Here is a 26,135-nt window from a genome sequence, read left to right as displayed (position 1 = left end):
GCCGTTCCCGTGCATCATCCACCGCGCGCGGAGTGCTCTCCTCCGGTCCTGTGGGTGAAGTTGTCCGAAAACGCTAGGACGGCCAGTGGGCCGGGCGGCTCAGCGTCCGGGGCAGCCTGGTGGTGGTGTCTCCCTTGGCCGCGTTGAGCTGGGCCTGGGTGAGGAAGATGGATCCGGTGAGGTCGGCGCCGGTCAGATCGGCGTCGCGGAAGTCCACCCCGATCAGATCGGCCGACCGCAGGTCCGCGCCGGTCAGATCGGCCGCGATGAGACAGGCCCCGCGAAGGTTGGCGCCGCGCAGATCGGCGCCCCTCAGGCGGGCGCCGATGAGATCGGCCCCCCGATGGTTCTTCTTGCGGCCCGGGACCCGGGCCCGCACCAGCTCGCCGGCGCGCAGCAGCAGGGCGTTCACATCCTGGCGCAGCGCCGCCACGTCCAGCCGGGCCAGGGACTCGGCGCTGCCGCGGGTGAGGCCGTCGAGGTCCGCCAGCGCGCGGCGGAGGTCGCCGTGCACCGGGCGGGCCGGCGGCAGGGTCAGCGCTTCGGTCACGTACCACAGCAGCTCGTGCAGGGCCCGCATGACGGGGAACACCTCGAACATCAGGGGCGCGGTGTCGGGGGCCTCCCGCCAGTCCCGGCCGCCGAAGGTGGTCCCGGACACCTTCTGGCCCGCCCCGAAGCAGTCGAAGACCGTGCAGCCGGAGAAGCCCCGCTCGCGCAGTTGCGCGTGGATGCCGCAGCGGAAGTCCGCCTGGAGGTTCGTACACGGACGCCCGGCCGCCTTGTCGACCGCGAAATCGGCCGAGGCGGCGAAGGGCAGGGCGACGCAGCACAGCCCGAAGCAGTTCGCGCAGTCGGCCCGCAGGGCGAGCCGGTCGGGGTCGGCCGGGGGGGCGGCGACCGAAGGGGTTTCGCGCTTCCGGGACAACGTGCCTGATCTCCTGCCGTGAGGTGAGCACCACCGTGCCGTGCTCGGGACGGGTGTCCATTCTCTCCGAGGCCCCGGCAAGCCGCGTTGGCGGGCGCCCATGGTTTGAGAATCAAATGCACTGCCCGTACGCTGCGCGTATGAAGGATCCGCGACCCTGCTCCATCGCCGACTCGCTCGCCGTGGTCGGGGAGAAGCACTCGCTGCTGGTACTCCGCGAGGTGTTCCTCGGGGTGCGGCGCTTCGACGCCATGGTCCGCAACATCGGCGCGCCGCGCGACATCCTCGCGGCCCGGCTGCGCCGTCTGGTGGAGGCGGGGGTGCTGGAGAAGTTCCCCTACAACGAGCGGCCCCAGCGCTTCGAGTACCGGCCCACGCAGGCCGGCTGGGAGCTCGAACCGGTGCTGCTGATGCTGATGAAGTGGGGCGACCGGCACCTCGCCGACCGGCCTCCGGTGGTGCTGGAGCACTCCTGCGGAGCCCAGTTGGAGCCCGTCGTGATCTGCGAAGCCTGCGGCCGGCGGGCGACCCGGGACACGCTCACCCCCCGCGTCGAGGCGCCGGGGTGGACCACCACCGGCCCCGAGGCAGGCTGAGCCGCCCGGTGCCCGGGCGACGTCGGGCACCCTCCTCGGCGAGGTCGTCCGTCAGCGGCGGTGCCACAGCCGGCGGACCCGGCGGCCGAGCCCTCGGCGCCCGGCGCGAGGGCGCGACAGGGCTGGACGCCCGCCGCACTCTCCCGCCTGGGCGGCCACGCCGCGGCCAGGACGCCAGGGATCGTCCGGCGACGGAATCGGCATCTTGCGTTCCGCCTGTACCTGGATCTCGTAGTGGGAATCGTGGCCAGTCGCGTGCCAGGCCTGGTCGTAGACGTCCACGATGGAGCGGATCGCCGACCCGGCGACACCGCGGCGCCGGACGAGGACGGCCAGCCAGCTGAAGAAGCCCATGACCACGGCGAGAGAACCGACGACCATCAGGAACGGAAGTAACTCACCCATGCGGGGAGCCTACGCCGGGGCCGGTCGGCGCGTACCGGCCCCGGCGTGAGTGGGCTTTCCCGCGAGGGTCCCCGAAGGGCCCTCGAAGAGCCCCGGCGGGGCCGCGGGAGAGCGCGCTCAGGCCTGTGCGACGGTGAATCTGGCCCGGTGGTGCCGGGGGCGCTCGGCCTCGTCCAGGAGGGCCACCGCGAGGTCTTCCATGGAGATGCGGGATGTGCCGTCGGCGTCGACAAGGAGCTCGTCGGTGCCCAGCCGGTAGGCGCCGGTGCGCTCGCCGGGTTCGAGCAGGGCGGCCGGGCTCAGATAGGCCCAGTCCACCTCGGACTCCTTGTGGCACGCCTCGAGTTGGTCGGCGCAGGCCAGCGCGATGCCCCGCCAGGCGGCGGGGAAGTCCGGCGCGTCGACGACCAGGGTGCCGCCGGTGCCGGGCACGGTCAGGGTGGCCGCCCCGCCGACGACCAGCAGCCGGACGCCGGTGCTCGCCACCCCGGCGAGCAGCGCCTTCGTGGCGGTGACGAGCTCGTCCTCGCTGCCGGGCGCGGGCCGGGTGGCGGTGATCACGAGGTCCTGGCCGGCGCTCAGCCGGACCACGTCCTCGACGTCCGCAGCGTCGCCGACCCGGGCCGTGGCGTCGGCGGGCAGATCGCCCAGCCGGTCCGGGTTCCGTACGACGGCGGTGACCTCATGGCCCCGGGACAGCGCCTCGGCCACCACACGGCTGCCCACGCTCCCGGCCGCTCCGAAGACGGTGATACGCATGGTTATCGGTTTCCTTTCGGCTCGGCCATCCGGCGGACGGCGAGATCGCTGAGGGGATGGGGCGGCCGTATGCGGCCGTCATCGGCGCGGCGGGCCGGGTGGGTCTGGGCCATGACCATGGCGGCGAGGATCACCGCCCCGCCCAGGGCCTGCCACGGGGTGAGTTCCTGGCCGAGCGCGAGCCAGCCGAGCACGGTGGCGACCAGAGGGCTGAGCAGCCCGAGGAAGGTGACGTCGGTGGGGGACAGGGCGCGGATCCCGCGGAACCAGAGGGCATAGGCCAGGGCGGCGCCGACGATCGAGAGATAGCCGTAGCCGGCCAGGTTCTCGGGGGTCAGTGTCGTCGGGGGCGGCCCTTCGACGACGAGGGCGACGGGGAGCAGCAGCAGGCCCCCGGCGACCAGTTGCCAGCCGGTGGTCGCCAGCAGGGGTGCGGGGGAGGTCCACCGCTTGCTGAGGACGACGCCGGTGGCCATGACGAGCGCGCCCCCGGCCGCGGCGGCGACGCCCAGGGCGTCCAGGTGCGCGTCCGCCCGCAGGACGAGCAGGCTGACGCCGGCCACCCCCGCCACCCCGGCGATCGCGGTGCGCCGGGAAAGACGCTCGCCGAGCAGGCCGGAGGCGAGGACGGCGACCAGGAGGGGCTGCAGGGCGCCGACGGTGGCGGCGACCCCGCCGGGCAGCCGGTAGGCGGCGACGAACAGGAGGGCGAAGAACGCCCCGATGTTGAGGGCTCCGAGCACCAGTGCGCGCCACCACCACATCCCCTGTGGCAGGCGCCGCGTGAGCAGGACGAGCAGCAGGCCCGCCGGCAGGGCGCGGACCACCGCGGCGAGCAGGGGGCGGCCCGGAGGCAGCAGTTCGGTGGTGACGAGGTAGGTGGTCCCCCAGACGCCCGGCGCGAGCGCGGTCAGCAGGACGACCTTGATTCGATTGCTTAGCACTAAGACAAAGTATCTCAGCGCTAAGGAATTGGCTAGGCTGGGGGTCGTGACGGATCACGTGGACCTGGTGCTGGAGCAGTGGGGCGCGGAGCGCCCCGATCTGGATGTGTCGCCGATGGCGGTGATCGGGCGCCTGAAACGGCTCTCGCGGCTGATCGAGGCCGAGACGCGCCGTACGTTCAGCGCCCATGGGCTCGACGCCGCGTCCTTCGACGTGCTCGCCACGCTGCGCCGCAGCGGGCCGCCGTACCGGCTGACCCCCGCCGAGCTGATGCGGACGGCCATGGTCACCTCGGGCGCCATCACCCAGCGCCTCGACCGCCTCGAAGCCCGCGGCCTGGTGACCCGCACCCCCAGCGAGTCGGACGGCCGGGTGGTGCATGTCGCCCTCACCGACGAGGGCCGCGCGCTCATCGACCGGGCCCTGCCCGACCACCTCGCCACCGAGAGCCGGTTGCTCGCCGCCCTCGGCAAGGCCGACCACGACGCCCTCGCCGACACGCTCCGCAATCTCCTGGAGTCGCTCGGCGACACCAGGGGCTGAGCGGACGGAGTGGGCTGAGCGGCGGCCGCCCCCTGGTAGCGGCCGCCGCGGGATCGCCCGACGGCCGGTCAGCCGATGCGGATGCCGAGCGAGTAGGCGGTGAGCGACGAGGGGTCCGACGCGAGGTGGTCCTTGGAGGCCGCGCTGAAGCTCGGTGTCTGGGTGGTGGCCGGTTCGAGCTTCCAGAGCAGGTTGCCCGCGTTGTGGTAGTGAACCTCCGCGCCACCGCCCGTCAGTGCGTAGCCGGGGGCCACCGAGGCCACGGCCGCCGGGTGCGAGGTCTGGGTGGAGTCGGACCTGGAGATGCTGGTGAGGACGCGGCCGACCGGGAGGTTTCGCTGCAGGGCGATCGCGAACACGCGGAGATTGGCCGGGTCGGAGGCCAGATGGTCCTTCGACCGCGCCTTCCACGAGGTCTCGGTGGCGGGGAAGGAGGCCGTGGCCAGATTGCCCTGACCGTGCCACTCCACCTTGAAGCCGCCGCCGACCAGCACGTAGTCGGTCGACGACGGAATTCCTGCCTCGGCCTCCGGGTGCGGGGCGGTGCCGCTGTCCGCGCGCGACACGTACACCGACCGCAGCAGCTCGTCGCGGCTCATTCCGGCGATCTTCAGGCCGATGACATAGGACACCAGCTCATGTGGCTGGGCGGCGTGATGGTCCTTCGAGCCGACGGTCCAGCCCGACAGGTCGTCGGTGGGGTATGAGGCGGTCAGCAGTGCGCCCTCGGGGTACTCCACCGCCGTGGCGCCGCCCCCGATGGCGATCATGTCTCCGTCGCCGACCAGCACGGTCTCGTCGATCCAGTGCTGTTGGGCGGGGCTGCCGCGGTGCGAGAACACCGACACCGTCACCAGGCCCGAAGCGTCGTGGAAGGTGTTCAGCCGCGTCCCGACGGTGTTCAGCACCTGTCGCGCCCCCGCTGCCGAGGCCTTGGGCGAGGCCGCGGCCGCCCCGCTGCCCATGGCGCCGATGGCCGAGGCCCCCGCCACGGCCGTCGCCGCCCTCAGTAAGTCTCTTCTGCTCCGCATCGGTTCTCCGCTCGTCGAAGGTCACGCATCACGTTGGGTCAGGACGGACAGGAAGCCGACCGCAGGGTCAGCAGGGCGGCGGCGGGCAGCCCGGGGGAGGAGTGGTTGCGGGCGGGTTCGGCGGGGTCCGCTGCCGCGCTGTGCAGCGAAGCCGCGATCTCCCGGGCCAGATCCGTGCGTTCGCGGTCCGCCATGTGTCGTACGACGCCCTCGGCGACCGCCGCCGCGCGGTGCTGGCCGAAGCTCTGCCCGCGCCACCCGGGCCGGGGGTCCCGCGGTTCCCAGGCGAGGGCGATGCCCGGGAGCAGCCGCCGCGCGAAGACGGAGGTGTCCGCGCCGATGCCCGGCAGCCGGCGCACGGCCGCCGCCAGCGGAAACACCACGTCCGCGCGGTCCGCGTCGAGGTAGACCACGATGGCGTCGCGGCGCGGATACGCACACGGGCGCGAGAGGACCTTCGCCCGGTACGGCACGGACCGCGCGCCCAGCTCCGCCAGCAGGGCACCCCATACCCGTGGGGCGGCGTCCGGGTACCGCAGATGGACATAGATCCGCAGCAGCTCGCGGTCCGCCCTGTCCGCCGGCCGCCCGTCGACCCCGTCCACCAGCAGAAACCCCGGTGACAGCGTCGGACGTACGGCGGGCAGTTCCACGACCACCCGCGCGCCCGCGACGTCGGCCACGGCGCCCCCTGTTACTGCTGGGAGATACTCCCTTCCCGCGCCGGCCGGGGGTCCCGGCCGCGTTGCCGGAGTCGCCCGCCACCCCGCGTCCGCGGCATGGCGACCGAAGCGCCCGCGGCGAGGGCGATCCTCCGCAGTGTCATGGTCCCCCGGCCTCCGGCCGGGCGGGGACACCTCCCGGCGGCCCGGCACCGCCTCCGGCGGCAGGCCTACCCGCACCCGCCCCAGCTCCACCGTGAGGGGGCCGCCGCCGGGCGGGGCGGCGGTGTGCACCACCGCCTCCACGGCGGTGTGCGAATGTGGTGTCGCGGCGACCAGCCGGGCCTCGAAGGCGTGGTCGCGGCGCGGCAGCCGGGCCGGTGCATCGGGCTCGGGCGCCATCCCCGCGTGCCACCGCTCGTACAGCGCGGTGGTCAGGGCCAGCCGCACCTCCCGCGCGGTGTCGCCCGGGATGCGGCGCTCCTCCAGCCAGACCTCGGGGGCGCTGTCCGGCCGGAGGCCGCGCAGGCGCAGATGGGTCAGCGCGGCGCGCAGGGCGGGCGACAGCGGGCCCGGCCCGGTGCGCCCGGAGGTGTCCGTCATGCGTCGTCCCCCAGCCCGAGTACGTCGCTGAACCGCCCGGGCGCGAGCAGCGCGGCGCGCCCCACGCCCGCCGTCCCGCGCTGGACGGCCGTCAGCCGCGCGCTGTGCGTGGCGGTGGCGAGCACCCGGTCGAACAGATGCCATCCCGCGTAGGCCACCGCTCGCTCCGCGAGGCTTGGGCCGGCCGTCGCCCGCACCTCGCGGTACCCCTGCCAGAACGCGGCGATCAGCGGCCGTACGGCGTCGAGCCGGTCGGCGCCGCCGCGTACGAGGGACGCGTGGATGCCGCCGTCGGCGCCGGTCGGGTCTTCCGGGGTGTCGGGTTCGAACTCGGTGAACATCAGCGTGGCCGCGCGGAACAGCCACTGTCCGACGAAGCCACCGATATCGCGGGCCGGATCGGCGAGGCGGAACTCCTCCCAGTCGCACAGATGCAGTTCGTCACCGTGCAGCAGAAACTGATCCAGCCTCAGGTCCCCGTGCGCGGCGGCCGGTGCGGCGGCGCCCGAGCGCTCCCCGAGCGCTCGCAGCGCGGCCTTGAGGTCGTCGTCGTGCTGCAGCAGCGCCCAGAACCCGAGCTCGGCCGCGCTGCTGCGGGTGTACTCCGCCACGGTCAGGGCGGACAGCCGGGAGGCCAGGCCCCGCGTCCGGCGGGCTCCCGCCCCGGGCACGCCGGCGGGGTGGAAGTCGTGCAGCTCTCCCACCGCCCGCCCGGCGCGGCGTGCCAGCGCGGCGTCGAACCGGTCCTCCTCCGCCAGCGCCGCCCCGGACACCGCCCCCTCCAACCGGGCGTAGACCAGGACCAGCGCCTCACGGTCACCGCCGAGGAAGGCCGGAGCGCTCCAGCTCAGCGGCCCGGCCGCGGCCCGCGCCACCTGGAACGCGTAGGCCCGGTCGAAGCGCCCCGTCGCGTCGGGCGCCCGCCGGTCCAGCCGTTTCACGAAGATCTGATGGCCGTCCTCGGTGCGGCCGGCCCAGTTGTCGTTGCGACCCGGGTGGCTGACGAGCTGGTGCGGCACCAGCGGCCGGAAGCCGAGCCGCGCCAGCGTGAGGCGTACCTCGGGCGCCTCGGCGAGCGGTACCGGGGCGAGATCGTGCCGCGGGGCGTCCGGTGCGCCGTACACGTCCGCCGGAATCGTCGCTGTCATGCCCGAGACGCTAGACATGGCCGGGATCAGGCGGAAAGTGACAGGACTTCGCCTGACAGGCCTTCGCCCGGAGCGGCGGGGCCGTCGCAGAGGGGCAGGAATCTGTCAGTTTCGCGCGGCGGGCGCTTCCCGTCCCGCGCCGACTGCCGCCGTCCCTTCGAGGTTGGGCCAGTTTCCTGCGGGTGTCCAGGCCGGGCGACGGCTGCTGGGATCGGGGTGTGGACGGGGAGGCGGGCCGGGGCGGATCCGCGCCCCGTCCGCGCTTTCTCGACATCGTCCAGCACACCACGACCAGTACGAGGAGTCAGTCATGAGCGCCATCGACCTGATGGGCGGTTACGCTGCCTACACTACGCCCGACGCGGCCGTGGCGGAGCTCGCCACCACCGGAAACAGCCCGGCGGACGCGCAGTCCACCATCACCATCGTCACCACGACACTCTCGCTCATCACCACCATCACCGCCGGCGACTAACCGATGTGAACGGCGGTGGGCGTGAGCGGTCGTCACGCCGTCTCCGCCACATCCCGGTAGGCCCGAGCGGGCCCCCGACGCACCTCGTCGGGGGCCCGCTGCGGTGTCACGCCGGTGTCAGCTCCCGTCGCGGCGGCGCCTCGCGCCCTTCTCCGCCTCCGCCGCGGCCTCCGCCTCGCGCCGGGCGATGGCGTCGATGACATCGCTGATCGTGCCCAGCCCCTCGGGTGAGAGGTTCACCGCGCGCAGCGCCACATCCCGCACGCCCGCGTCGCGCAGCGCGCCGAGCAGTTCGAGCTCGCGGGCGATCTCCGCGCCCTGCTCGTCGTCGAAGAAGTAGGCCGGGGCGACCTGGAAGAACTGCGCCAGCGCCTCCAGATGGCGCTTGGTGGGGTTGTCCCGCCGTCCGGTGCGCAGCTGCCAAAGGTAGGTGGCCGAGAAGGTCTCGCCGGTGGCCTCGCGACATGCCCGGGCCACTTCCTCATGGCTGTACTGCTGGCGGTCGGGCCGACGCACGATCTTGAAGAGAGTGTCGATCTTGTCGGCCAGCGCCGACGGCGTGGGCTCCTCCCCTGTCACGGCGCACCTCTCTCGTTCGCGCCCGCCGCGGCTCGGCGGGCGGCAGCAGACATAGGTCTTCAACGTGCCGCCATTCATTCTAGTTGACAGGCGACCCAGCTGGTGTGCAGGATTTTCCACATAACATTCATCTCAGCTCACACACTCGTGGAGCCGTCCATGACTGATCCGCCCGACCGCGAGATCTTCGGACGGGACCGTGAGATCTCCGAGCTGCTGGCGCTCCTGACGGACACGGCCACGCCCGGCGTGGTGCTCTCCGGCGGGTCCGGCATCGGCAAGACGCGGCTGGCCCGAGCGGTGGCGTCCGCGTACGCGTCGGCGAGCGGGGCCGAGACGTTTCGCTTCGACGGCTCGGCGCACGAGGACCCCGGCGCGGAGCTCTTCCGGCTCGTCGAGCGCCTCCGCGAGCGCCCAAGCGCCGCCAGGGACGGGGGTCCTGGCGGCACCGGCGCACCGCCGCTCGTCCTCGCCGAGGGGCTGGCCCCGGCCGGTCACGGGGGTCTGCCGACCGCGGTGGCGCGCACCGGCGTCAGGCTGATCGTCACCGCCCGCGAGCCCCTGGCCGCCGCGGCCGCTGCGGCCTCTGCGGGCTTTGCGAGCCGTACGGTCGGGCCGCTGCCCGTCCCGCTCGACTGCTCGGCGCTCGACCTCGACGGCATGTGCCGCATCCCGTCCGTGCGGCTGTACGTGGCCTCCGTACGCGCCCTGAACCCCGCATTCCGCGTCCAGCACCACAACCAGGAGGCGGTCGCCCGCACCTGCGCGGAGCTACGAGGCATCCCCGGCGCCCTGGTTCTGGCGGCGCGGATCGCCGCCCTGGAGGGGCCCGAAGTGCTCTGGGCCGCGCTGGACGGGCGGTTCGACCCCGGACCCGAGGGCGCCGCGTTGGCCGTCGGCGACAGCGGCAGCCTGGCGCGGCTGCTCGACGCGTACGGCGGCCCGGCCCCCGCCACGGCGTCGGCCCGCGTCACGGCCTCGGCCCCCGCAACGGCCACGGACCCGGGCCCGTCCGTACGAGCGCGGCGCCACCCCGAACTGGGCGACACCGAACGCCGACTGCTCGCCTGCTCCCGGCTCTTCAGCGGCGGAGCCGGGCCCGAGGCGCTGCGCCGGATCGCCGGCGTCCCCCTCAACGCGTTCCCGGCGGCGCTGGAGACCCTGCTGGGCCGCCATCTGCTGAGCGTGTCCGCGCTTCCGTCCGGCCGTCTCGACGGCTTCACCCGCACCCGACTGCACATCCCGTTCGAGCCGTCGGCCCCCGCCGCCGGGCCGCATTCCGCGCCCGCCCTCGACAACCCGCGCCTTTCGCACGCCCGTTACTACGCCGAGCTGGCGCGCGCCGCCGCACGCCGCATCGCCGAGGGCGACCAATACGCCGGGATCACGGCCTTCCGGAGCGAGGAGCGCAACATCCGCTGCGCCCTGGACACCCTGATCGGCGCCGGCGCGGCGGACGAGGCGATCGCCTTGGTCGACCAGGCGCGTACGTACTGGTACGCGTCGGGCGCGCCGTTCACCTGGGCCGAGCGGCTGACCGCCCTGCCGGAGGCCCCGGCCGACACACCCCGGCGGGCCCGGCTCAACCTGCTGCTGGCCGAAGCGGCGATCCGGGCCGGGGAGCCGGAGGCGGCCCTGGCCCTCCTCGGCCAGGCGGATGCGGACCGGGCCGCCGCGGACGAGGGTGGGGCCGTCGGCGATCCCGAAGGAGCGCTGCTCGCGGCCCGGTTGCTGCACCTGAGAGGCATCGCCGAGGCTCCGCACCGACCCCGTGAGGCGCTGGCCGCCCTGCACACGGCGGTCGCGGCCTACCGGTCGCACACCGGCGACCGACACGCCGCCCACCGCGTCATGCTCGACGCCTCGCTCGCGGAGTTCCTCCACGGCAGCCTGGCGAAGGCCACGTCCCTGGCGGTGGAGGCCCTGTCGGGCGCCACCCGGCGCCGCGACGCCCTGGCCTCCGGCACCGCTCTGCTCCAGCTGAGCGTCTTCGCCGCCGCGCGGGGCCGCGAGGCCGAGGCGGACGGCTACTTCGACCGGGCCCTGGGCGGTCTGCGGACCCTCGGCGCCGCCGCCGTGCTCGGCGCCCTGCTCTCGGTGTTGGGCACGCCGCTGCTGCCCAGGACCGCCGCCCGCGCCGCCGACGTGGTCAGATGCCTGGGCGGCTGCCACGCGGCGCGCGGCGTCGGCGGGCTGCTCGACGAGGCCGCGTACCCGGACTTCACCATAGGGCGGCTGGAGGGGCACATGCGGCGCCACCTGGGCGAACAGGGCGTCCTCGCGGCCCTGACGGACGGGGCCGGGACGCCGCTGCCCGTTCTGGTCAAGGAGTTCGCGGCCCGTCGCGGCCTCTTACGGCCGGATCCGGACCCCGACCCGGATCGGAACACCCAGAACGCGACCCCGGACCGCAGCGACCCTGACCCCCGGCATTCCGTAGACCCCCGCTCCCGCCCGGACCCCGGCCCCCGCTCGGGCCGTACCCCTCATCCGTACGCGGGGCCGCCCGCCGCCGACCGCCCCCCGCCCGCGCTCGGGTGCGGCGGCCCGCTGCCCGGTGACCCGCTCACTCCCCGTCAGTCCCAGGTCTCCGCCCTGATCACCCTCGGGCTGAGCAACAAGCAGATCGCCCGGCGGCTGCAGATCTCGGAGTGGACGGTGGTGAATCACATCAGGGAGACCATGCGGAAGCTGGGCTGCTCCTCGCGGGTCGAGATCGCCAACTGGGTGCATCACACGACCGACGCCTCCGGGCTCAGCCCTTCCGCCCCGGCGCCGACGCCGGTGCCCGCTCCGGCCCCCGGCTGAGCCGGAGCTCAGCGGGCACCCGGGCGGGTACGGGCCGCTCCGCGGCGGACCGGGCGAACGCGTCGGCCACCCGTACCAGCCAGGCCGCCTCGGCCTCGACGGTGCCCCGGACCGGCCGAACCGCGGGGCCGGAGGCGGCGCCGGCCGGGTCCGGCCCGCCGGGCAGTACGCCGCTCCTCGCCGCCTCGATCGCCGCCGCGACGGCGGCGGCCTCCGCCTCCGCGGCGCCGACCTCCTCGGCCTCGACGCCCACCCCCACGTCCTCCCCATCCGCCGCCGTGCCCGGTGGGGCGGCGTACGGGCGCAGCGCCAGGTAACCGTCGCGGATCTCGATCACCCGGCGGTACAGCGCGAACTCCGCGCTGCGCGGCGGCAGCCACGACAGCCGGCGCGCCCGCGTGCGCAGGGCGATTCCGGGGACGGTGGCGTGGAGCGCCGACCACAGTGGCTCCAGCGCGCGGTAGCGGCGGTACGCGCGCATCCAGCGGGCGGGCGCCGTCAGGGCCCCGCGCCACCGGGCGGCGGTCGCCCCCAGACAGGCCAGCACCAGGCAGGAGGCGGCCAGCACGATCGCGACCGGGTCCACGCCCGCGCCCTGACGGCCGGTCCGCGCCATGTTCGCGACGCCCGTCAGGCCCCACAGTGCCCACAACCCGCCGACGCGCGCGCTCGCGGTGACCAGCCGCAGCCCCGTACGGAACGGGCCCGGGCCCGAGCGCCGGATCTGGGCGTGGACCGGCAGCGCGAACAGGGTCAGGCTCCACAGGCTGTACAGCGTGAAGAGCACGTCGAACGCGACAAGCCCGATCCTGCCGGCCGCTCCCGGGGCGACGACCTCGCCCTCCTCGACCACCGCGCCCGAGGCGAGGAAGCACGCCGCAGCCGCCGCGCACACCGTCACCGTGACCCGCACATGCCACCGCGACGGGATGTGCCGTGCGTCGGGCAGATCAAGGGCCATCGCCGCCAGCGCCAGCCAGGCGAGCGCGGCCATCTCCAGTTCGCGGCCGACGAAATGGGGCCACGCCTCGGCCGCAGCGGGCAGTACACGGCCGGCGGCCGCAACTGTCGCCGGGGCGAGGACCGCCATCGCGGCACCCATGCACAGCCCGAACAGGCACAGTTGGCGGGTGCCCGGCGCGAACCGGCGCCTGCGCGCCAGCCGGAGTTCGTACCAGCCCACCGCCATCGCCGCGGCGGCGGGCAGGTAGGCGAGCAGGTCATCCATGGCCCTGGCCACGGTCCGAAGGCGGCGCCCCGGCCGGTCCGCCCGGCGGCGCGAGCCGTTCCGGCGGCGCCCCGACGAGCGAGCCGAGCCGGGCCTGGCCGGGGCTGGGCGCGCCCGGACCTCGGTCCTTGCGCAGCGCCCGCTGCAGAATCAGGGAGGCCAGGAACTCGGCTTCCTGCTCCTGCGGCTGGGTGTACACGGTACGGCCGAGCACCCGGCGCACCAGGGAACCCGTCAGATGGGGGGTCAGCAGGCCCAGCGAGGACGCGTCGGCCGTGCCCTCGTGGCCCCACAGCAGGTGGGCGGTCTCGTGCAGCACGATGTGCTGCCGGTGGAGAGCGGTCGTGTCGGCCGCGTAGAGGATGTAGTCGGCCCGGTCGGTGGTCGCGAGCAGGCCGCAGGGGAGGGAGTGGCGTACGGTGACCGGCAGCAGTTCGATCGGGCGCCCGCGCCGCTCGGCCAGCAGCGCCACGAAGGCGACCGGGTCGAAAGGGCTCGGCAGTTCGAGGCCGTCGGCGACCCGGCGGCTGCGCCACCATAATCGCGCTCGGTTCACCGGCCGCCCACCAGCGCGCGCATAAGCCGCCCCCTTCAACTGCCCGCGATTCCGCGGCACTGGCGACTGTACCGGCATCCGGTGGATCCACAACCGCGAGAAGTGGCCTTACTCCCGGCCGTGCCCGCCCTCACGGGTGCACCGCGCGACGCTATTTAATGCGCATGCTAAATTCCAGTTATAGGCGGACGGTGCTCGTGTGGTATGCGTCTCATGGTCTCGCGGGAGGAACGGAAAGGAGCGGTGGGAAGCTGATGCCGTCGGTTTCTGGTGTGCTGGGGAGGATGTCGGATCTGCTGCGCGGGGTCGTGGCGGACCGGGGCGGGGCGTTGTGGCGGCTCGCCGCCGAGGGGCGCCAACTCGACTCCAACGTGATCCGGTTGCCCGCCGACGCCAAGGTCGACTTCCATGTGGAGCCCGACCTCGACGTGCTGCTGTATGTGACCGCCGGCAGCGGATGGCTCGACGTGGCGGACACCCGGCAGGAACTGGAGCCGGGCTGTGTGACCTGGCTGCCGCACGGCGCCCGCCGTGCGCTCTCCGCCGGCGCGGACGGCCTGGTCTACCTCACGGTGCACCGCCGCCGCCCCGGCCTCGCCATCCGTACCGCCGCCCCGGAAGGGGGCGAGCCGGCCTGCCTGCTCAACCGGGTCTGCACGGAGTGCGGCCGACTCGCGCAGGAGTCCGACGCCCGCTACTGCGCCCGCTGCGGCACCGTCCTGCCGTCGGACTGACGCGCCGCCGATTTCGTACCGGCATGACCGGAGAGGCGTCGCGGCCGTCCAGAGCGGCGGCGCCCCCGGTCGCGACGGTGGTACCGCACGGCCGCCGGGCGCGCGAAGCGGAGTGGGGAGCCGGGGCTGTCCGCCGTTCTGCCGATGCGCCGTCTTCGGGATTCCATTCGGCGGGGTACCAACTTATCCCGTCCTGTACCACCTTGTGTTTCGGCGCTCCCTTTCTCTGGGCGCCGCCGCGGCGTAGCGTTGTCATTTCCACAAAACGTTGAAGCGTGATGTGGCCTTCTCCCGGCTCGCTGAGATCAAGAACTCGCGGCTGTCTCCATCGAAATGGACCCAAGGAAATGACTGTGCGCAGCTGTGGCAGGGCGTCGTGAGCCCGCCGGAAACTTCCCGCGAGGTTCGCGGAAGCCCCAGGGACGCCGTGGTGACCGGCCTGGGGTTCTGCCTGCCGGGCGACGACGGGCCGGCCTTCACCGCTGGTCAGGTGTGGAACATCGCCTCACGGGGCGGCTGCTGTCTCGCACGGAACGGGACGTACTACGGCTCGGTCGATCTCTCCGACGACATGTTCGCGGAGCGCGTTCCCGGCATCCCGGAATTCTTCTCCCGTCACTTCACCGACGCGCACCGATTCGGTTTGGTGTCGCTGGCGGAGGCGTGCGCGGATGCCGAACTTGACCTCCAGGCCGGCGACCTGGGGGAGGCGGCGCTTCTGGTCGGGCGCGGCGGGGTCGACAGCAATGTCGAGAGTTATCTGGCGGCACTGCGCGCCGACCCCGTGCACACCTCGCCACTCGACGCGCTGGAATTATTCGTCGCGGGCGGACAGGCCGGCACTCCCTCCGATGTCGCCGTGGTGCAAGGGGCGTTGACCCGCACCACTGGCCCCTGTTTCACGGTGGCCTGCGGCTGCGCGTCCGGATCCGTGCAGCTCGGCCACGCCCAGCGCTTGATCGAGGCGGGCGAGATCGAACTCGCGGCGGTGACCGGTGTCGATGTCTTCAACAGAGAGGTGATCCGGACGGCGGAACGCCTGTTGGAGGGCGCCCGGCGCGCCCATGAGGCGATGGGCGGTGAGCCCGGCATGCTGGGTCTCACCCCCTCGTCCGACGCCGTGATGCGGCCGTACGACCGGCGCTCCGAGTGCATCAACTACGGCGAGGGCTCGGCGACCGTCATCGTGGAGAGCCGCGAGCGCGCCCACCGGCGCGGCGCGCACATCTATGGCCAGGTGCTCTCCACCGCCCTGACCCGCGACGGGCTGGCGAACCCCCTGGGCGCCGATGACACCGGTGCCCAGTTGGCGAACGCCGTGCGCCGGTGCCTGGGAGAGCGGTGGCGGATCGAGCAGGTGCCCTACATCCACAGCTGTGGCCACGGGGACTCGGCCGTGACCGCCGTGGAGGCCGGCGCCGTCCGGGCCCTGTACGGGGCGGCGGCGGACACAGTGCTGATCACCTCGCAGGACGCGTGCTTCGGCCACCACGGAGCCCCGGCCGGCTGCCTGGGTGCCGGCCTGACGCTGATGATGATGGAACAGGGCGCGGTGTGTCCCACCGCGAACTGCGAACAGCCCATGGACAAGCTCCCCTTCGACCCGGTGCCCGGGACACGCGCCCGGCCGCTCGACTTCGACTATGCGCTGTGCTTCAGCTACCAGACCGGTGGTGTGAAGCACGCAATGCTGCTGGGCAGCCCGGACGCCACCTAGCGCCGGCCCCAGCGCGGAAACACCCCTCACGGCCCACCCCGCCGTCGCACAACCCTCGGAGAACCCGATGAGTCAGGACACATACGCAGCCGGGCGGCCGCCCGGCCAGGACCCCGGCCGTATCGCGCTGGTCGGCATGGGCTGCCGGTTCCCGGGAGAGGTCGACTCGCCCGCCGCGCTGTGGCGGCTGCTGATGGACGCGCGGGAGGCGCTGGGGGATCCCCCGGCCGAGCGGGCGGAACTGTGGGCACCGCACGGTGGGCAGGAGCTCGGCGCCCAGACCCTGGCGGACGGCACCCCCGTGCCCGTGCGCGCCGGGTATCTGCGCGACGTCGCCGGCTTCGACGCCGACTTCTTCGGCGTGTCCGGCCGCGAGGCGGACGTCCTCGACCCCCAGCACCGACTGCTGCTTGAGGTGGCCTGGGAGGCGCTGGAACACGCCGGGATGCCACCGGAGCGGCTGGCCGGCACCTCAACCGGCGTCTTCACCGGGCTCAGCTACCACGACTACCTGGACTGCCTCGACTGGCAACCGCACGAACAGGAGGGCTCGATCCTGGCGAACGGGCACTGCGTGGCGGCCGGCCGGATCTCCTACCTGCTGGGGCTGCACGGCCCGTGCGTCGCCCTGGACACCGCCTGCTCCTCGTCGCTGGTCGCCGTGCACCTCGCGGCCCAGGCACTGCGCGCGGGGGAGTGCGATCTGGCCCTGGCCGGCGGGGTCACCCTGATGTTCGACCCCAAGATCACGCGCTCGTTCACCCGGATGGGCATGCTCTCGCGCAGCGGGCACTGCCACGCCTTCGACGCTGCCGCCGACGGCTTCGTACGCGGCGAGGGCTGCGGGATCGTGGTGCTCAAACGTCTCGCCGACGCCGTACGGGACGGCGACCGGGTCCTGGCCGTGCTGCGCGGCTCCGCCGTCAACCAGGACGGCCGGTCCGACGGACTCGCCGCGCCCTCGGCCGCCGCCCAGCGCGCCCTGTACGAGGAGGCGCTGGCCCGGGCCGGGGTCGCCCCGCGCGAGGTGGGGATGGTCGAGGCGCACGGCCCCGGCACCCCGGTGGGGGACCCGGTGGAGTTCGCCAGCCTGGCCGAGGTGTACGGGAGCGGCCCCGGCCGGTGTGCCCTGGCGTCGGTCAAGACCAACCTGGGACACCTGGAGCCCGCCGCCGGGGTGGCCGGGCTGATCAAGGCGGTGCTGTGTCTGGGCCGGGGAACCATCCCGCCCAACCTGCACTTCACCCGCTGGAACCCGGCCATCGAGAACGCCGGTGCGACGCGGCTCTTCGTGCCCACCGAGCCGACGCGCTGGCCGACGCTCACGGCCTCCCGACTGGCCGCCGTGTCCTCCTTCGGGTTCTCCGGCACCAACGCCCATGTGCTGCTGGAGGAGCCACCCGCCACGTCGGCGCGCCGGCGCGTGCGGCCACCGCGGCGGGAGCGGGACGCGACGCCCCTGGTCTTCCTGGTGCCGGCCGGCTCCCGGGCGGCACTGCCGGTCGCGGCGGGACGCCTCGCGGACTGGCTGGAGGGCGACGGCGCGGCCGTACCGCTGCGCGACATCGCCCACACCCTCGCCGTGCGGCGCAGCCCGGGTCGCGGGCGGCTCGGCGTCATCACGGCGTCGCGGCGCGAACTCGTGCAGGTTCTACGCGCGTCGCAGGCGGGTCGGGACCATCCCGCCGCGGTGACCGGGGAGGTGGGGGCCGCGGTGTCCCGGCGGCCGGTGTGGGTGTTCTCCGGCCAGGGCTCGCAGTGGCCGGGCATGGGGCGCGGCCTCCTGGACCAGGAGCCCGCCTTCGCCGCCGCGCTCGCCGAGGCCGATGAACTGATCGCCGAAGAGGCCGGGTTCTCGGTGCTCGACGTGGTGCGCTCCGGCGAACCGGTGACCGGCTGCGCCCGTGTCCAGCCGGTGCTGTTCGCTCTGCAGACCGCGTTGGCGGCGGTCTGGCGCGCCCACGGTGTGGAACCCGCCGGGGTCATCGGACACTCCATGGGCGAGGTCGCCGCCGCGGTCGTGGCCGGGGCGCTGTCCCTGGCCGACGGGGTGCGGGTGATCTGCCGCCGCTCCGCGCTGCTGACCCGGGTCGCCGGGCGTGGCGCGATGGCCACCGTGGGGCTGGGCGCCGACGACGTACAGGCCGAACTCGACGCCCAACTCGACGCCGAATCCGGCGCCACGGGAGCCGCGGTCACGGTCGCGGTCATGGCCGCGCCCGACGCCACGGTCGTGGCCGGAGACACGGCGCGTCTGGAGCGTCTGGTCGCCGACTGGGAGGCGCGCGGCATCCCGGCCGCCCTGGTCGCGGTGGACGTCGCCTCGCACTCCCCCCAGGTCGATCCGCTCCTCGCCGATCTGCGCGAGGCCATCGCCGATCTGACACCCCGCAGGCCACAGGTGCCGTTCTACTCCACGGTGCTGGACGAGCCGCGCACCGTCCCCGCCTTCGACGCCGACTACTGGTGCGCCAATCTGCGCCGCCCGGTCCGGTTCGCCGCGGCCGTCGCCGCCGCGGCCGCCGATCGCCACCTGGTCTATGTCGAGATCGCCCCGCACCCGGTCGTCACCCACTCCGTCGGCCGCTGCCTGGAAGGCGTGGAAGGCCTGGACAGGGGACACGTCGTGCTGCCCACCCTGCGCCGCGACGAGGACGAGACGGCCACCTTCCGTACCCAACTGGCCGCTCTGCACTGCGCGGGCGTCCCCGTGGACTGGACACGGCTGTACCCACGGGCCGCCCTCGCCGACGTCCCCACCATGACCTTCGACCGCAAACGCCACTGGACCGAGCCCGCCCTCCCGGCCGTTCCGGGCCGGCAGCCGGGCCCGGCCGCCGGCCCGCTGCCCGGCAGCCACACGGAGGTGCCCGGCGATCCGGTCCGGCACACCTGGCACGGCGAGGCCGGGACCGCCGCGCTGCCCTGGCTGGACGACCACAAGGTCTACGGCACCCCCGTGCTGCCCGGAGCCGCCCACTACGCCCTCGCGCTCACCACCGCCTGCGAGGTCTTCGACGCCCGGCCCACCGAAGTCGAGGTCACCGATGTGCACTTCCGGGAGCCGCTCCGGCTCGCCGAGCGCACCGACATCACCACCACGCTCACCCTGGCGGCCGCTGACCGCGCCGACTGCGAGATCTTCGGACACGGCGACGACGGCACCTGGGTACGGCAGTCCACCGCGGTGGTGCGCAGGCTGACCGGACCGCCGAGGCTCCGCGCCGCGTCCGTGGAAAACCTCGCCCTGCGCCATCCGGTCCCCCTCGAACCGGCCTCCCTGTACGCCAACATGCGGGCCCGCGGGCTCCACCACGGGCCGGCGTTCAACGGGATCACCCAGATGCACGCCTCCCGCCGCGGTGACAGCTTCTGGGCGCGGGTCGAGATACCCGAGGCGGCGCGTACCCCCGAGCATGCGCTGCGCGTTCACCCCGCCCTGGTCGACCTGTGCGGCCAACTCCTCATATCGGGGCTGCTGCACGAGACCGACCACGGGCTGATCCTGCCGGTCCGGATCCGCTCCGTACGGGTCCTCGGCGATACCGCGACCGCGGTGTACTGCCATGCCCGCGTCGTCGAGGCCACGTCCGACACGCTCATCGGCCACATCCGGCTGCTCGACGAGGCGGGCACCCCCGTCCTGGCCATCGACGGGCTGCGGCTGGTGCGCCACGCCGCCCCCGAGACCACCGAGGTCGATCACTGGTTCCTCGAGACCGGCTGGCACCGTGCCGAGCGGCCGGCACCCGCGGCCACCGGCCCGGCGGGTGACTGGCTGGTCGTCGGCGAGGGCGGAACGGACGCCTCGGCGCGGGAGCTGGCCGACGCCCTGCGCGCGGCCGGGGCGCGGGCCGACGTCTGCAACTGGCCACCGGTCCAGCCCGTGCACCGCCTCGATGCCTTCCGTGAGACCATGGCCGACCGCCTGGCCCGGGGCGTCACCACCGCCGTGGTCCTGCTGAGCGGTACGGGAGCCGGCACGGACCCGGACACCGAAGCCCTCGCCCGCACCCGCAGGACGCTCGGCGCCGCCCAGGCGATCGCCGCCCGCGGGGCGGAGCCGCCGCGCGTGTACGTGGTCACCCGCGGCGCCCGGGCCGTGGCGCCCGGGGAGGTGGCCGATCCGGCGCAGAGCCCGCTGCGCGGGCTGGTGCGGGTGCTCGCGCTCGAACACCCGCGGATGCGGGCCACGCTGGTGGACACCGCACCGCCCACCGCCGGGGCCGGCGCCGAGGCCATCGACACCGCCTGGCTGTCGGACCTCGCCGCGGAACTCCTCGCGGACGCCCCCGAGGACGAGGTCGCGCTGCGCGGGCCCACCCGCCATGTCGCGCGGTTGGCCTACGTGCCGCTGACGGACGCCGAGCGCTCCGCGGCCGCCGCCCGCACCGTGCGCTACGGCGTGGACGGTTTCCGGCTGCGGGCGGGCCGCCTGGGGGACCTGGGCAGCCTGGAGCTCGCCGCGACGGGACGGCGTCGGCCGGGTCCGGGCGAGGTGGAGCTGCGCGTGTCCGCGGCCGGGCTGAACTTCCGGGATGTCCTCACCGCCATGGGGCTGCTCCCCGGGGACAGCGACATCCGCTACCGGATCGGCTTCGAGTCTGCGGGAGAGGTGACCGCGGTCGGGGCGGGCGTCACCGACCTCGCCGTCGGCGACCGGGTGCTCGCCGCGGATGTGAACGGTGGCGCGTTCGGCTCGTTCGCCGTCGTCCCCGCCGAGGTGGTCGCACCCGCTCCGGCCGGTTTCGACGCGGTCTCCGCCGCGGGGTTGCCCATCGCGTTCCTCACCGCCTGGTACGCCCTGCGCCATGTCGCCCGGCTGGCCCCGGGGGAGCGGGTGCTGATCCACTCGGCCACCGGCGGAACGGGGCTGGCCGCCATCGCGGTGGCGCGGCTGCTGGGCGCCGAGGTGCTGGCCACCGCGGGCAGCGAGGACAAGCGGCGCTTTCTGCACGGCATGGGCATCACCCACGTGATGGACTCGCGCTCGCTGGACTTCTGCGCGCAGGCCCGGGCGGCCACCGGAGGGGAGGGGGTCGACGTCGTCCTCAACTCACTGTCCGGCGCGGCGATCCGGGCCGGGCTCGAAGCGCTGCGACCCTTCGGCCGCTTCGTCGAACTGGGCGTGCGCGACATCCTCTCCGACGCCCCGCTGGGCCTGGCGCCGCTGCGCCACAACATCACCCTGAGCACCGTGGACCTCGGCGAACTGCAGCGCGACCGCCCGGCGGTGTTCGGCGCGGCGCTGCGTGAGGTGGTCGCCGAGTTGGCCGAAGGGCGGCTGGCGCCGCTGCGGTGCACGGCGTTTCCGCTGTCGGCGGCCACCGACGCGTTCCGGCTGATGGCGGGCGCCGGCCACATCGGCAAGTTGGTGCTGACCCTGCCGGAGGAGGGCGAGGCCGGCGCCGTGCTGCCCGACGGTCCCCAGCCGGTGTGCGAGGGCGCGGCGTATGTGATCACCGGCGGTCTGCGCGGCCTGGGTCTGGCCACCGCGCGCTGGCTGGCGGCCCGGCGCGCCGGACACCTCGTGCTGGGTGGCCGCACCGCCCCCACGGCCGCCACCGCGCGGGCGCTTCGGGAACTGTCGGCCGACGGGACCCGGATCACCGTGGTGCTCGGCGACATCGCCCGGCCGGGCACGGCCGAGCGCCTGGTGGCCGCCGCCACGGCGGACGGGATGCCGCTGCGCGGGGTGGTGCACAGCGCCATGGTGCTGGACGACGCGGCGGTCACCAACATCCGCGACGACCAGCTGCGGCGGGTGTGGGCGCCCAAGGTCACCGGGGCGTGGCGGCTGCACCAGGCCACCGCCGGGCAGCCGCTCGACTGGTTCGCGGTGTTCTCCTCGATGGCCTCCCTGTTGGGCAACCCCGGCCAGGGCGCGTACGCCGCCGCGAACGCCTGGCTGGACGGGTTCGCCGGCTGGCGCTCCGCGTGCGGGCTGCCCACCCTCGCGGTCAACTGGGGCCCGTGGGGCGAGACCGGCGTCGCCACCGGCTTCGCCGACCGCGGTTACGAGACCATCCCCACCGACCGGGGCATCCGGGCGCTGGACGCCCTGCTGGCGCACGGTCGGGTGCAGACCGGGGTGATCCCCGGTGAGCCGCGCACCTGGATCCCGGTGGCCGGGCGGCAGTCGGCGCTCTTCGGCCCGCTGCTCCCCAACGACGCTGTCGGCACCGACGGCACCGACGGCACCGACGGCACGCAGAGCACGGGTGACGTGGGCGACTGCGACGACATCCGCGCCCGGCTGGCCGCACTCCCCGCGGGCCTGGCTCGCCGCTCGGCCCTGGAGGCGTACTTGGGCGACCACATCCGCACCGTCCTGCGGCTCAGCGGCTCCACGCTGGACCCGCAGACCTCGCTGAAGGCCCTCGGCTTCGACTCCCTGCTGGCCATGGAATTGCGCGTGCGGCTCGAATCCGCCCTGGGCGTCAAGCTCGCCGCCAACTTCGTCTGGCAGCACCCGACGGTGGCGGAGCTCGCTGTCGGACTCGCCGAGCACATGGGGTTGGACATCGCCGGGGGCACGCCAGGCGGCCGACACCTGGCCGCCGACTGACGGTGACCGCGACGTCAATTCTCGGCCACACGGCGGGCCAATCCTGGTCAGGTGCCGGTCCGTCGTGTGTTCCTTCGCCGTGTCGCCCTTGCCGACCTCCCCCGCCAGTCTCTGCTGCTCGGGCTCGTGGGCTCGTTGGCACTGGCGACGGGAGGACGGACCGCCGGCGCGCTGCCCGTGGCGGACGTCCTGGTCCCCGATTCCGGCCGCGCCGCGATCGGCCTGGTCAGTACGTACTTCGGCCTCGTACTGCTGGTCGGGGCCTGGCTGTTGCTGGGCCGCGCGGTACGCGGCCCCCGGCCGCCCACCCCGCGCGCCCTGCTGCTGACTCTGGCTGTCTGGGCCGCCCCGCTACTGCCCGCGCCCCCGCTGTTCAGCCGGGACGTCTACAGCTATCTCGCCCAGGGCGCCATGGTGGACGCGCGCATCGACGTGTACGTACACGGCCCCGCCCGGCTCGGCGGGCCGCTCGCCGCCGAGGTGGCGCCCCTGTGGCAGCACACCCCCGCCCCCTATGGCCCGGTCTCCCTCGCGTTCGAGACGGCCGTCGTGGGCGCCTCCCGCGCCGAGGTGTCCGCCGGGGTGTTCGGCATGCGCCTGGTCGCGCTGGCCGGCGTGGCGCTGATGATCCTCGCCCTCCCGGCGCTCGCACGCCGCTGCGGCACCGATCCGGCCGCCGCCCTGTGGCTGGGGGCGCTCAATCCGCTGTTGCTGCTGCACCTGGTGGGCGGGGCGCACAACGACGCCGTCATGATCGGGCTGCTCGGCGCCGGGCTGGTGGCCGCGACCGGCCGGTGGCCCGCCTGCGGCGCCGTGCTGGTCACCCTGGCCGCCCTGGTCAAGGCGCCCGCCGCGCTCGGGCTGCTGGCCGTCGCCGCGCTCTGGGCGGGCCTGCTGACGGGGAGATGGCGGCGTACCCGGGCCGCGCTGGCCACCGGCGCCCTGGCGCTCGGCACCACGGGCGCGGCCACGGCCGTGGCCGGCACCGGCTACGGCTGGATCACCGCCCTGACCACCCCGGTCTCCCCGGACAACTGGGCGCTGACCAGCGCCCTCGGCCGCGCCACCGGCGCCGGTCTGGACGCCCTCGGCAACGGTCTCGCGCCCGCTGGCCATCCCGGCCTGGCAGGCGCTGGGCCTGCTGGCGACGGCGGTCACCGTATCGGTCGTCTGGCTGCGATCCTCCCGCTCCCGCCCCGTCTACGCGCTGGGGCTGAGCCTGACGGCGGTGGCGGTGCTCGGCCCCGCCATCCGCCCCTGGTATCTGCTGTGGGGGCTGTTCCTCATCGCCGCGGCCGCGCCGAGCGGGCCGGTGCGCCGCGCGGTCGCCGCCGTGAGCGGGGTCCTCGCCCTGGCCGTACTGCCCAGCGGATTCGCGCCGGACCGACAACAGCTGACCCTCGCGGTGTGCGGCGGAGCGCTGGCGCTGCTCACGCTGTGGTGCGTCAAGCGGGCCCCGAGACTCCCCGCCGGGGACCGCTGGTCGGAGCACGCGGCATGACGGGGCCCACCACCAGGCGCGGCCGGCTGCTGCTGACGCTCGGGCTGACCGCGGCCGTAACGCTCTTCCTTGCCACCGTGCCGCTCCACCGCGACTGGTTCGACCTGAGCGTCTACTACGGCACCGTCGGCCACTGGCTGCACGACGGCGGGCGCATCTACGACTACACGGTGCCCGGCGCGGACGGCACCGACTACGGCTTCACCTACCCGCCCTTCGCGGCCCTGTGCATGCTGCCGATGGCCCTGGTGAACTGGCCGGGCGCGATCGCCATCTGCGTGCTGCTCAACCTGGCCGCCTCGGCGGTCGTGCTGTACTGGCTGACCGGTCCCCTCCTGCGCCGGCACGCCCGGCACCGGTGGTTCGGCTTCGCCGTGGTGGCCTGCCTGTTCGCCCTGCTGGAGCCGGTCCGGGACACCTTCAGCTTCGGCCAGGTCAACCTGGTCCTGCTGGCGCTCGTGCTGTTCGACGCCTGGCTGCTGTCCACCGGCCGAGGCGAGTACGCCGGGTTCGGCATCGGCCTCGCCGCCGCGATCAAGCTCACCCCGGCGATCTTCATCTGCTATCTGGCCGTCACCGGGCGCCGGCGCGCCGCCGGGACGGCCGCGGGCACCGCGGCGGCCGCGACCCTGCTGGCCGCCTGGGTGGCGCCGACCGCGTCGCGGGACTACTGGACCGAGGACCTGTGGGACACCGACCGCATCGGGGCCGCCGCATACGTCTCCAACCAGTCGTGGCGCGGGGTGCTGGCCCGGCTCGCCGACCCCGTCCCGCCGAGCGGCGTCGTCTGGGCGCTGGGGGCGCTGGCCGTCCTGGCCGTGTGGGCCCATCGCGTGCGGCGCGCGGCGGCCGCGGGGGACGAGGCGGCGGGGTTCGCGCTGACCGGCGTCGCCGCCTGCCTGGTCAGCCCGATCACCTGGGTGCACCACCTGGTCTGGCTGATCCCGGCCCTGACCGTGCTGGCCGGCACGGGGCTGCGACCCGGCGCGCCGCCGGCGCGCCGCCGCCGGCTGCTGTCCACGGCCGCCGCGGTGTATGTGATCCTGTGCAGCAGCGTGGTGTGGCTGTGGCGCTTCCACCCCACCGGCGTGGACGGCTTCCTGGGTGGCAACGCCTACGTATGGATCTGCGTCGGCCTGCTGCTCGCCCTCCCGGTGCGCGAGCCGGCCGCCGCCCTTTCGCCACCGCCACGCCGGCCGGATGTCGACCGGGGTACCCCCAAAAGCCTTCCACGGCGGACACCCTGACCGCACCGCCCCCGGTCTTCTCGGCCCCCCTCAGCACCTGTGAGCGCATATGCCCGCGACGATGCCCGAGCGGCAGAGCCTCCCCGCCCACCGGCGGCTTCCGCTGCGCCGGATCCTGTGCCTGCTGCCGATCGCCATCGTCTCCGTATGGGTGATCGGGCACTGGCCGCTCATCGGATCCGGCGCCCGTCAACTTCTTGACGCCAATCCTTACTGGCTGCTCGCGGCGGTCGCCACGACCGGTCTCGGCTGGGTCGCCGTGTCCTTCGCCCGGCAGGGAACCGTCCTGGAACGGCTGCCTTGGGGGCGGCTGTTCGCCACCCAGTTCGCCGCGGGGGCGGCCAACCACCTTCTGCCGTCGGGGATCGGCGCGAGCGCGGTCAACATCCGCTTCATGACCGGCTGCGGCCTCCCGGCCGCCCGCTCCTCGGCGGCGCTCGCCCTGTACTTCCTCGCGGAGGCCACCGCCCGGGTCGGGCTGCTGCTGGTCCTCCTGGTCGCCTTCCCCGAAGCGCTCAGGCTCGGGCCGCTGCTCCCGGACCGGATCGGGGCGGCGCTGCCGTTGACCGCCGGGGCGGCGGTCTGCGCCCTGGTGGCCGCGGTCCTGGCGATCCGTCCGGTGCGCCGGATCGTCCGCACCTTCTGGGTCACCGCGCTCAGCGACGCCCGCTCCCTGCACGCCCGGCCGTCCAGGGCGCTTGCCCTGTGGGGTGGTTCACTGGCCTTCCCCGTGCTGCAGGCGGCCGGGCTCGCGGCGGTCGCCGTCGCGGTGGAACTGGACGTGCCGTCCTGGCATGTCGTGCTTGCCTATCTGGCCGCGACGGTCGTGGCCGCGGTCGTCCCGTCGCCCGGGGGCATCGGGTCCGTGGACGCCGCGCTGGTCATCGCGCTCGTCGCGGCAGGGGCCCCGGCGGACGCCGCCACCTCCGCGGTGCTCGCCTACCGCTTCATCACGGTATGGCTCCCGCTGATCCCGGGAGCGCTGGTGCTGGGAACTCTGGTGCGCTGCAAGGTCGTCTGAGCGCCGTCCGCGCCGCGTCCGCGCCGCCGAACCGCCGTTGCCTTCCGCCCCATGCGTGACTCCTCACCGTCGAAAAGGTGA

General features: G+C 74.4%; 19 protein-coding genes and 1 pseudogene. 10 read left to right on the top strand and 10 right to left on the bottom strand.

Features of this window, described 5'->3' with window-relative positions:
* Nucleotides 1-73 precede the first annotated feature (73 nt).
* Nucleotides 74-928 carry a pentapeptide repeat-containing protein gene (locus tag PV419_RS20905; RefSeq protein ID WP_319691087.1) on the bottom strand — a complete coding sequence of 285 codons (855 nt, stop codon included), beginning with the start codon at nucleotides 926-928 and terminating at the stop codon, nucleotides 74-76.
* Between the two features lie 140 nt (nucleotides 929-1,068).
* Between PV419_RS20905 and PV419_RS20900 the strand changes: the two genes are divergently transcribed.
* Nucleotides 1,069-1,524 (top strand): helix-turn-helix domain-containing protein, encoded by a 456-nt coding sequence (locus tag PV419_RS20900; protein WP_319691085.1) that lies wholly within the window; start codon nucleotides 1,069-1,071, stop codon nucleotides 1,522-1,524.
* A gap of 51 nt (nucleotides 1,525-1,575) precedes the next feature.
* Here the strand turns inward: PV419_RS20900 and PV419_RS20895 are convergent, their stop codons facing one another.
* The 3 genes from PV419_RS20895 to PV419_RS20885 form a co-directional block, all read right to left on the bottom strand.
* A complete protein-coding gene (locus PV419_RS20895; RefSeq protein WP_319691083.1) occupies nucleotides 1,576-1,929 on the bottom strand; it encodes a hypothetical protein in 354 nt (117 codons plus the stop codon).
* 117 nt (nucleotides 1,930-2,046) lie between these two features.
* On the bottom strand, nucleotides 2,047-2,688 hold the full coding sequence (locus tag PV419_RS20890) for an NAD(P)-dependent oxidoreductase (protein WP_319691082.1): 642 nt from the start codon (nucleotides 2,686-2,688) through the stop codon (nucleotides 2,047-2,049).
* 2 nt (nucleotides 2,689-2,690) lie between these two features.
* A complete protein-coding gene (locus PV419_RS20885) occupies nucleotides 2,691-3,632 on the bottom strand; it encodes an EamA family transporter (RefSeq protein WP_319691079.1) in 942 nt (313 codons plus the stop codon).
* Between the two features lie 46 nt (nucleotides 3,633-3,678).
* On the opposite strand from PV419_RS20885, the gene PV419_RS20880 reads away from it, so the two are divergent.
* Complete coding sequence (locus tag PV419_RS20880) at nucleotides 3,679-4,176, top strand: MarR family transcriptional regulator (protein WP_319691078.1); 498 nt, start codon at nucleotides 3,679-3,681, stop codon at nucleotides 4,174-4,176.
* A gap of 68 nt (nucleotides 4,177-4,244) precedes the next feature.
* On the opposite strand, the gene PV419_RS20875 is transcribed toward PV419_RS20880, so the two are convergent.
* From PV419_RS20875 to lxmK, 3 genes are read right to left on the bottom strand one after another with little or no spacing between them, the layout of a single operon-like run.
* Entirely contained in the window at nucleotides 4,245-5,207 is a 963-nt protein-coding gene (locus tag PV419_RS20875) for a hypothetical protein (RefSeq protein WP_319691076.1), read from the bottom strand.
* Between the two features lie 38 nt (nucleotides 5,208-5,245).
* On the bottom strand, nucleotides 5,246-6,472 hold the full coding sequence (locus tag PV419_RS20870) for a T3SS effector HopA1 family protein (RefSeq protein ID WP_319691075.1): 1,227 nt from the start codon (nucleotides 6,470-6,472) through the stop codon (nucleotides 5,246-5,248).
* Nucleotides 6,469-7,620, bottom strand: coding sequence for a class V lanthionine synthetase subunit LxmK (gene lxmK / locus PV419_RS20865; RefSeq protein ID WP_319691072.1), 1,152 nt, complete (start codon nucleotides 7,618-7,620; stop codon nucleotides 6,469-6,471). Before lxmK ends, PV419_RS20870 begins: the two co-directional genes overlap by 4 nt.
* Before the next feature lie 310 nt (nucleotides 7,621-7,930).
* Here lxmK and PV419_RS20860 point away from each other — a divergent pair, with 310 nt between their 5' ends.
* Nucleotides 7,931-8,095: a hypothetical protein gene (locus PV419_RS20860; protein WP_319691071.1), complete on the top strand. Its 165-nt coding sequence runs from the start codon at nucleotides 7,931-7,933 to the stop codon at nucleotides 8,093-8,095.
* Nucleotides 8,096-8,212: 117 nt separating this feature from the next.
* Here PV419_RS20860 and PV419_RS20855 read toward each other — a convergent pair whose 3' ends face one another.
* Nucleotides 8,213-8,674, bottom strand: a complete 462-nt coding sequence (locus PV419_RS20855) for a helix-turn-helix domain-containing protein (protein ID WP_319691070.1) — start codon at nucleotides 8,672-8,674, stop codon at nucleotides 8,213-8,215.
* Between the two features lie 159 nt (nucleotides 8,675-8,833).
* On the opposite strand from PV419_RS20855, the gene PV419_RS20850 reads away from it, so the two are divergent.
* Complete coding sequence (locus PV419_RS20850; protein WP_319691069.1) at nucleotides 8,834-11,482, top strand: LuxR C-terminal-related transcriptional regulator; 2,649 nt, start codon at nucleotides 8,834-8,836, stop codon at nucleotides 11,480-11,482.
* Here the strand turns inward: PV419_RS20850 and PV419_RS20845 are convergent.
* Together PV419_RS20845 and PV419_RS20840 are read right to left on the bottom strand one after the other, a co-directional pair.
* Complete coding sequence (locus PV419_RS20845) at nucleotides 11,430-12,710, bottom strand: MAB_1171c family putative transporter (RefSeq protein WP_319691068.1); 1,281 nt, start codon at nucleotides 12,708-12,710, stop codon at nucleotides 11,430-11,432. The genes PV419_RS20850 and PV419_RS20845 overlap by 53 nt on opposite strands.
* On the bottom strand, nucleotides 12,703-13,266 hold the full coding sequence (locus PV419_RS20840) for a ParH-like protein (RefSeq protein WP_319691067.1): 564 nt from the start codon (nucleotides 13,264-13,266) through the stop codon (nucleotides 12,703-12,705). Before PV419_RS20840 ends, PV419_RS20845 begins: the two co-directional genes overlap by 8 nt.
* Before the next feature lie 254 nt (nucleotides 13,267-13,520).
* Between PV419_RS20840 and PV419_RS20835 the strand changes: the two genes are divergently transcribed.
* The 6 genes and pseudogenes from PV419_RS20835 (at nucleotide 13,521) to PV419_RS20810 (ending at nucleotide 26,054) form a co-directional block, all read left to right on the top strand.
* Complete coding sequence (locus tag PV419_RS20835; RefSeq protein ID WP_319691065.1) at nucleotides 13,521-14,000, top strand: AraC family ligand binding domain-containing protein; 480 nt, start codon at nucleotides 13,521-13,523, stop codon at nucleotides 13,998-14,000.
* A 427-nt stretch (nucleotides 14,001-14,427) separates the two neighbouring features.
* Nucleotides 14,428-15,717, top strand: a complete 1,290-nt coding sequence (locus PV419_RS20830) for a beta-ketoacyl synthase N-terminal-like domain-containing protein (RefSeq protein ID WP_319691064.1) — start codon at nucleotides 14,428-14,430, stop codon at nucleotides 15,715-15,717.
* Between the two features lie 67 nt (nucleotides 15,718-15,784).
* Nucleotides 15,785-22,285 (top strand): type I polyketide synthase, encoded by a 6,501-nt coding sequence (locus tag PV419_RS20825; protein ID WP_319691063.1) that lies wholly within the window; start codon nucleotides 15,785-15,787, stop codon nucleotides 22,283-22,285.
* Nucleotides 22,286-22,351: 66 nt separating this feature from the next.
* Nucleotides 22,352-23,786: pseudogene (gene mptB / locus PV419_RS20820) on the top strand (polyprenol phosphomannose-dependent alpha 1,6 mannosyltransferase MptB).
* Nucleotides 23,783-25,033 (top strand): glycosyltransferase 87 family protein, encoded by a 1,251-nt coding sequence (locus tag PV419_RS20815; protein ID WP_319691061.1) that lies wholly within the window; start codon nucleotides 23,783-23,785, stop codon nucleotides 25,031-25,033. Before mptB ends, PV419_RS20815 begins: the two are co-directional and overlap by 4 nt.
* 61 nt (nucleotides 25,034-25,094) lie before the next feature.
* Nucleotides 25,095-26,054, top strand: a complete 960-nt coding sequence (locus PV419_RS20810) for a lysylphosphatidylglycerol synthase transmembrane domain-containing protein (protein ID WP_319691059.1) — start codon at nucleotides 25,095-25,097, stop codon at nucleotides 26,052-26,054.
* Nucleotides 26,055-26,135: the final 81 nt, after the last annotated feature.

Source organism: Streptomyces sp. ME19-01-6, from assembly GCF_033793745.1.
GTDB lineage: Bacteria > Actinomycetota > Actinomycetes > Streptomycetales > Streptomycetaceae > Streptomyces.
The sequence above is the reverse complement of the archived record's forward strand: the minus strand, read 5'-3'. Positions and strand labels throughout refer to the sequence as shown.

Excerpts from the sequence above, each read along its gene's own strand:
- PV419_RS20900 (WP_319691085.1), top strand. The coding sequence starts at position 1,069 with ATGAAGGATCCGCGACCCTGCTCCATCGCCGACTCGCTCGCCGTGGTC.
- PV419_RS20895 (WP_319691083.1), bottom strand. The coding sequence starts at position 1,929 with ATGGGTGAGTTACTTCCGTTCCTGATGGTCGTCGGTTCTCTCGCCGTG.
- PV419_RS20890 (WP_319691082.1), bottom strand. The coding sequence starts at position 2,688 with ATGCGTATCACCGTCTTCGGAGCGGCCGGGAGCGTGGGCAGCCGTGTG.
- PV419_RS20875 (WP_319691076.1), bottom strand. The coding sequence starts at position 5,207 with ATGCGGAGCAGAAGAGACTTACTGAGGGCGGCGACGGCCGTGGCGGGG.
- PV419_RS20870 (WP_319691075.1), bottom strand. The coding sequence starts at position 6,472 with ATGACGGACACCTCCGGGCGCACCGGGCCGGGCCCGCTGTCGCCCGCC.
- lxmK (WP_319691072.1), bottom strand. The coding sequence starts at position 7,620 with ATGACAGCGACGATTCCGGCGGACGTGTACGGCGCACCGGACGCCCCG.
- PV419_RS20860 (WP_319691071.1), top strand. The coding sequence starts at position 7,931 with ATGAGCGCCATCGACCTGATGGGCGGTTACGCTGCCTACACTACGCCC.
- PV419_RS20850 (WP_319691069.1), top strand. The coding sequence starts at position 8,834 with ATGACTGATCCGCCCGACCGCGAGATCTTCGGACGGGACCGTGAGATC.
- PV419_RS20845 (WP_319691068.1), bottom strand. The coding sequence starts at position 12,710 with ATGGATGACCTGCTCGCCTACCTGCCCGCCGCCGCGGCGATGGCGGTG.
- PV419_RS20835 (WP_319691065.1), top strand. The coding sequence starts at position 13,521 with ATGCCGTCGGTTTCTGGTGTGCTGGGGAGGATGTCGGATCTGCTGCGC.
- PV419_RS20825 (WP_319691063.1), top strand. The coding sequence starts at position 15,785 with ATGAGTCAGGACACATACGCAGCCGGGCGGCCGCCCGGCCAGGACCCC.
- PV419_RS20815 (WP_319691061.1), top strand. The coding sequence starts at position 23,783 with ATGACGGGGCCCACCACCAGGCGCGGCCGGCTGCTGCTGACGCTCGGG.
- PV419_RS20810 (WP_319691059.1), top strand. The coding sequence starts at position 25,095 with ATGCCCGAGCGGCAGAGCCTCCCCGCCCACCGGCGGCTTCCGCTGCGC.